Source organism: Methylobacterium sp. BTF04 (genome assembly GCF_010692745.1).
Lineage (GTDB): Bacteria > Pseudomonadota > Alphaproteobacteria > Rhizobiales > Beijerinckiaceae > Methylobacterium.
The window spans coordinates 1-5,611 of sequence record NZ_JAAHTB010000095.1 but is presented as its reverse complement, the minus strand read 5'-3'; the positions used below and the strand labels follow the sequence as shown (position 1 = coordinate 5,611).

The window sequence follows — 5,611 nt, the reverse complement described above, 5'->3', positions numbered from 1 at the left end:
ACCCGCCGCATCGCAAACCCATGATATCCATCAGAAACATTATGAGTCAGACTCTAAGGTGTCCGGGCATTGTCGGTACCGCCTATTAACTGCTCATCCAGCTTATGCTCTATTGCGTGCTCCACATCTTCCTCTTCCTGCACAGCGCGTCGATAGAACGCCTCGTCTGACTCTAGCTCCATTTTTTCCTCTTTCCAAAATCATAGTTCTGTCCGTTGAGATTTCCCTGTTGAAATGGTGGTTTCTTACAACGCCGGTGTCGGCTGCGAGTTGATAGACAACGACTTCGCCTGGTGCGATTTCTAAATATTCGACTGCAACCAGAGAAAGGTCCTCAAGAGCCATAACAAGGGCACGCAAACTGTTGCCGTGTGCGCCACAGTTGCGTGGTTACTTGGTGTATGTCGCCAGGCTTTGCTCAGCTGAGGGGCAGGGTGCGCGACCGCCAAAGTCCGCGCCGAGGGAATTCGGCTGAACCCGATCCAGTGGAAGGCCATTACCGCGCGGAGATATCTAACTTGAGCTGTGTAAATTCCTCGCGGGTAATTTCGCCACGAGCGTATCGCTCATTGAGAATGTCGAGTGCACTCTTTGGCCCGCCCAGATCATATTTCCGGTGAGCGCGGTACGTATAGCCCCAGTTACCGAGACCCGAAAACAACAGGAATACGAATCCCATCCAGAGCAGCCAGCCCCAGCCGAAATACCAATCATTCCAAAACGGGTGGGTCATTCATCAATCCTCTAACGCGCGGCGCCCATCGCGCGGCTGGCGATGGGTTCTGCAAGATAACAACTGGCCCTTCCAGCGAGTCCAGAAGGGGGGACGAAGCCTGCCACCCGTATTGCGAATATTCTGCTTCACGGGCAGGGCCGTCACTCCCAATTCCTGATAGTGATTTCCACATTGCGAATGAAGGATCGGAATGTACCTAGCCGATCAAGTTCGGGGGTTCTGATCTGACCGGATGTCTCAGAATTGGACGAGTGAGCTGCGAAGCATTGCGCCCGACGCCTGGTCCCGGGCGGTGTAGATGGTGTCGTCGACGGACGGGTAGCCTGTGAAGAACCTTTGGCCTCCGAGTATCGGGTTGATGGCTGCAACACCTTTTCGGGCGAGTGCCCGGAACCTCCAGCGTTGGCCAGCCTTGCTAGTGGATTGAATCCAACACTTGGTGCCCACGTGCTGCGGCGGCGATGATCTTGTCGGGGTCTGCGGTCCAGACGAAGGGCTTGGGCTGCTGGTTGTGATCGACCACGAAGCGGTTGATGGCGGCTTGGAGGTCGACGACACCCTTGAAAACGCCGCGCTTGAGGCGGCGGTCAGGATGGCGAAGAAGCCCTCGACGGCATTGAGCCAGCTGGCCGAGGTGGGCGTGAAATGGAACGCCCATCTGGGATGGCGGCCCAGCCAGTCAATCACCTTGGGGTGCTTGTGGGTGGCGTAGTTGTCGAGGATGGCGTGGACGGTCTTGCCGGCCGGGACCTCACGCTCGACCGCGTTCAGGAAGCGGATAAACTCCTGATGCCGGTGGCGCTGCATACATCGGCCGATGACCTTGCGTTCCAGGACGTCGAAGGCGGCGAACAGGGTGGTCGTGCCGTGGCGTTTGTAGTCATGGTCCCGGCCCGTCCCTTCTTTATGGGAAGACCTGGCTGGGTGCGATCCAGGACCTGGATCTGCGACTTCTCATCGACGCTGAGCACCACGGCGTGGGCCGGCGGATCGACATAGAGGCCGACGATATCGCGGACCTTGGCGGCGAACTTGGGATCGTTGGAAAGCTTGAAGGCGCGGATGCGGTGCGGCGCCAGGCCGTGGGCGCGCCAGATGCGCTGGACCGAGGTTAGGCTGACGCCCACGACCTGGGCCATGACCCGGCCGGTCCAGTGGGTGGTCTCGCCGGGCGGATCACCCAGGGTCAGAGCGACGATGCGTTCTGCGACATCGTTGGCCAGCTTGGGAACCCGAGCGGGCCGGGTCTTGTCGCGCAGCAAGCCGTCAACGCCCTCGGCCATAAACCGCTCCTGCCACCGCCAGACGGCTGTCTTGCTGACGTCGGCTTTGCGCATGATCTCCACCGTGCCCAGGCCATCGGCTGTGGCCAGTACGATCTGAGCGCGCCAGACGTGCTTCTGCGGGCTGTTGCGGTCATCGACGATCGCCAGAAGGCGCTTGCGATCGGTCGGGCTCAGATGGACGGTGACGCCAGTACGCATCCCCAAGACTCGCACGACGCTAGGCCTATGGGAATCCCAACAAGGACTCTTATGTCGGCATCAATCCACTAGGCTTGCAGCAAGTTGCGAACGACCATGACCGGGCATGGGGCATGTCTCGATACACCCTCCGCGACGCTGCCCAGCATCACGCGGTCCAGCCAGTTACGTCCGTGGCTGCCGACAACGACGAGGCTTGCCGACCATTCTCGCGCGGCTTCGACGATGGCAGCCACGGGCTCTCCAAGGGGAAGGAACGTCGGGGAGCCCTTCGGGATAGGTGTCTTTGCGTGTAAACTCGAGAAGATATCCGCAGTCAATTCCGGTACGGGCTGCTTCAGTTCAGGGGAGGAGACCGCGTACCACGCCCCAGCGGAAATCGCCGGGCGGATCACATGGATAAGACCAACCTCAGCGTCCAGAGCGGCGGCAAGCTCGAGCCCGACCCTCCCCGCATCGGCGGATACCTCACTGCCATCGACGGCGATAAGGATGCGCTTGAACAACATTTTGTCGTGGTTCCAAGTGATCAGGCTCGGGATAAGACCAAAGGTAGCACGTGCGGCTTGGGCGTCAGCAGCCTCGGAAACTACTCTATTTCTATGCTCCAACCGATAACTAGAAATTCAGGGATGAGCCAAAAAAGTTTGAGGCTCGACTATCACGAGGATATCGCGGAGACCATTACATGATTCAGATGAGCGCTTCAGAGACCACACCTTGATTGTCGAAGCCATGATCTGAGTATTTTCTGAAGCTACCTCAGTCAGCCTTCGATGATTTATGAGTCACAGCAGATATTTCTGTTGTGAGTGCACGACCATGACAACCAGAATGATCGATTATCTCCCAGTCCACAGCTCAATGAATGTGAGCGCTCACCGTCGAGACTATCATGACTTCATGATTGTACTGCGATATATAACATTGTCCACTGTCGTGTCTCTATCGTTTCTTACCCTGATGTTCTGCACAGCTGCCGGTTGGGGAACTGCATCATTTGTCGCTCTCCTCGAGCTGGGGATGGGCCTATATTTCGCAAGGGAACGAGCGGGGGGCTCATGGCAAGCCGACGTCGCCAGCCTGCTCATCACGACAGACGTCGAGAGTGGGGATGAAATAGAAAGTGACGCTGAAGTCGCTGCGCCATGCCCCGCTAGATCTGACGGTAGCGCAACTGACCGCCTGGGCGTGGACTCCCGCACCAGGGCACAATCTTAAGAGGGCGTGACCGTCTCCTTTCACAACTTCGCGGAAATTGTGAATGAATGCCTATTCAAAGGCCACTTTGATAAAGGGCGGTGAAGGCCTTTGCGCCTGAGTATATTCCGCCCCTACCTGCCCCACCCGCCCTGACTACGATGAGACCCGCATGGGAAAGTCAGGAGAGGTTCGTCATGTTGAGGCACGCATCCGTCATTGAAGGCTACGGTATCAACGCCACCGACGGGCCGATTGGCACCATCGTCGATTTTTTGTTCGATGATATCACATGGTTGGTGCGCTGGCTGGTCGTCGACACCGGAGCTTTCCTGCCTGGCCGAAAAGTACTGCTGCCGCCGTCTGCGCTTAGCCACGTCAATCACATGGGTGGGGAACTCGCCGTTAGCATCACAAAACAGACCGTTAAAGATAGCCCCGACATTCGCACCGATCAGCCGGTTTCCCGGGTGATGGAGACCAATCTGTACGATTTCTACGGGTGGAGTCCCTACTGGTCGACAGGGTTTTACATGGGAGGATACGGCTATCCATTGGGGACAGGATTCTTAGGCGCTGGCCTTGGTTTCCACGCTGGAAATGTTAACGATCGGAAGATCTCGGGTGAAGGTGTTGTGCAAGGCGACCGTCACTTGCGAAGTATCACCGAAGTAACGGGCTACCACATACATGCCCGTGATGGAGAAATCGGTCACGTAGCCGATTTCCTGATGGAAGACGGCGACTGGAGCGTCCACTATCTGGTTGTCGACACCAAAAATTGGTGGCCAGCAAAGAAGGTCCTGATTTCGCCAAGGTCCATCAAACGAACGGATTGGTCGAGTAGGATGGTCTATCTCGATGTCTTACGCCAGCAGGTCAAAGACAGTCCCGCCTACGACGGTACAGTAGCCGTGGACCGCGCATATGAATACGCGTTCCACGGCTACTACGATCGGCTCCCCGTCGCAGAGCCCGCCTAGCTTGCCCACCAGAAAACCCGGTTCCATACTATGAAGGACCGGATACGCGGTTCGGTATCGAATGTAGATTAGCGGGTTCTCATAACCAGAGTGATGCGTGGCGACATAAATTTCCTCAACACAATGGTCGCCACGACGCCCCGTCGGTTCCTATGCGGCCTATGGGGGACGTCTAAGTAAATTCCGAGGCTATAGCGCCTCTCGCAGACGGCAGAATGATCCAGATGACGGCGATAAACCACGCGCTCAACAAGAATATCGAGACCGTTTTCCTGATGGCCGATCCGCGTCACCAAGCCATCGCGTCGCGTCTGGTAAAGGAGGTCGCCATGCTTCACGCCCAAATTCTTTCGGCGCGTGTGTTGATTTCTAAATAAACAAGAGCTCAAGACTTTTCACAAAATTAGTCGAAGCTTACGCGTTCCTAACACAGGGCGTGATTCACAAGAATGTGGGAACAATGAAGTCTCCGATCAAATCTGACAATGAGCCAAATATTCAAAACCTAGAAAGCAAGGAACGCGGGATTGGACGGGTTGGGTTGATCATATTGGCGGTCGCGGCAGCGGTTGTAATTATCGCGTTTTTCGCGGTGGGATTTCACATTCCGAGGTTGTGAAGTGGGTCGAAGATCGCGGCCCTTTTGCGTCCGATATTCGTACCGCACCCCCTGCCGCTTCCATCCTTCCGAGGCTGTGAAGCTGGTTGAAGATGACGGCCCCTGTTGTCAGCCGACGCGGTGCCGCTGGCGCTAGGCGTCCGGGCCCGAACTTGAGATGGCCCCCCAGAGCGCCTCTGGTTCATACGGCTTGGGTATGAACAGGCTCTTTTGAGGAAGCTCGGAGAGCCGCGTCTTGAAAAGTGCTGACAGGACAATGATTTTGATCGGCGGCCACCGCTCGGCGACGTAATGGGCGAGGCGGATGCCGTCCATCGAGCCCGGCATTTTGATGTCCGTCAGGAGGAACGCAATTTCAGGATAGCAATCCATCAGAATAATTGCTTGGTCGGCGTTGTCAGCCGTAAGCACGTCCAGACCCTGCTCCCTCAGCCACTGCGCCAAGTCTTGTTGGACAAGTAGCTCATCCTCCACCACGAGAATGGTCGCCGGTTTGAGCGGTTTGAATTGCGCCATAGGTGCTAAGCGCTCCTGAGAGGCCGTTTGGAAATTGGCTGTTGAGGGATTCTCTGCGGGCCTGGGTTATGAT

Annotated in this window: 5 protein-coding genes and 1 pseudogene; 2 read left to right on the top strand and 4 right to left on the bottom strand. The window is 56.7% G+C overall.

Going from position 1 to position 5,611, the window contains the following annotated elements; translation table 11 throughout:
* Positions 1-496: 496 nt before the first annotated feature.
* The 3 genes and pseudogenes from G3T14_RS22930 to G3T14_RS22920 all read right to left on the bottom strand — a co-directional run bounded on the left by G3T14_RS22930 (position 497) and on the right by G3T14_RS22920 (position 2,729).
* The gene (locus G3T14_RS22930) at positions 497-733 is read right to left on the bottom strand and encodes an SHOCT domain-containing protein (RefSeq protein WP_163644811.1); all 237 of its coding nucleotides are present in this window, start codon (positions 731-733) and stop codon (positions 497-499) included.
* A gap of 240 nt (positions 734-973) precedes the next feature.
* Positions 974-2,073: pseudogene (locus G3T14_RS22925) on the bottom strand (IS630 family transposase).
* 215 nt (positions 2,074-2,288) lie between these two features.
* Positions 2,289-2,729, bottom strand: a complete 441-nt coding sequence (locus G3T14_RS22920) for a universal stress protein (RefSeq protein WP_163644810.1) — start codon at positions 2,727-2,729, stop codon at positions 2,289-2,291.
* Between the two features lie 888 nt (positions 2,730-3,617).
* On the opposite strand from G3T14_RS22920, the gene G3T14_RS22910 reads away from it, so the two are divergent.
* Positions 3,618-4,403 (top strand): PRC-barrel domain-containing protein, encoded by a 786-nt coding sequence (locus tag G3T14_RS22910; RefSeq protein WP_204263017.1) that lies wholly within the window; start codon positions 3,618-3,620, stop codon positions 4,401-4,403.
* Positions 4,404-4,618: 215 nt separating this feature from the next.
* Positions 4,619-4,780 carry a hypothetical protein gene (locus G3T14_RS22905; RefSeq protein ID WP_163644807.1) on the top strand — a complete coding sequence of 54 codons (162 nt, stop codon included), beginning with the start codon at positions 4,619-4,621 and terminating at the stop codon, positions 4,778-4,780.
* A gap of 374 nt (positions 4,781-5,154) precedes the next feature.
* On the opposite strand, the gene G3T14_RS22900 is transcribed toward G3T14_RS22905, so the two are convergent.
* Complete coding sequence (locus G3T14_RS22900; protein WP_163644808.1) at positions 5,155-5,538, bottom strand: response regulator; 384 nt, start codon at positions 5,536-5,538, stop codon at positions 5,155-5,157.
* Positions 5,539-5,611: the final 73 nt, after the last annotated feature.

What these genes read in the sequence shown, in the direction of transcription:
- G3T14_RS22930 (WP_163644811.1), bottom strand. Translation starts at nt 733, where the DNA reads ATGACCCACCCGTTTTGGAATGATTGGTATTTCGGCTGGGGCTGGCTG.
- G3T14_RS22920 (WP_163644810.1), bottom strand. Translation starts at nt 2,729, where the DNA reads ATGTTGTTCAAGCGCATCCTTATCGCCGTCGATGGCAGTGAGGTATCC.
- G3T14_RS22910 (WP_204263017.1), top strand. Translation starts at nt 3,618, where the DNA reads ATGTTGAGGCACGCATCCGTCATTGAAGGCTACGGTATCAACGCCACC.
- G3T14_RS22905 (WP_163644807.1), top strand. Translation starts at nt 4,619, where the DNA reads ATGATCCAGATGACGGCGATAAACCACGCGCTCAACAAGAATATCGAG.
- G3T14_RS22900 (WP_163644808.1), bottom strand. Translation starts at nt 5,538, where the DNA reads ATGGCGCAATTCAAACCGCTCAAACCGGCGACCATTCTCGTGGTGGAG.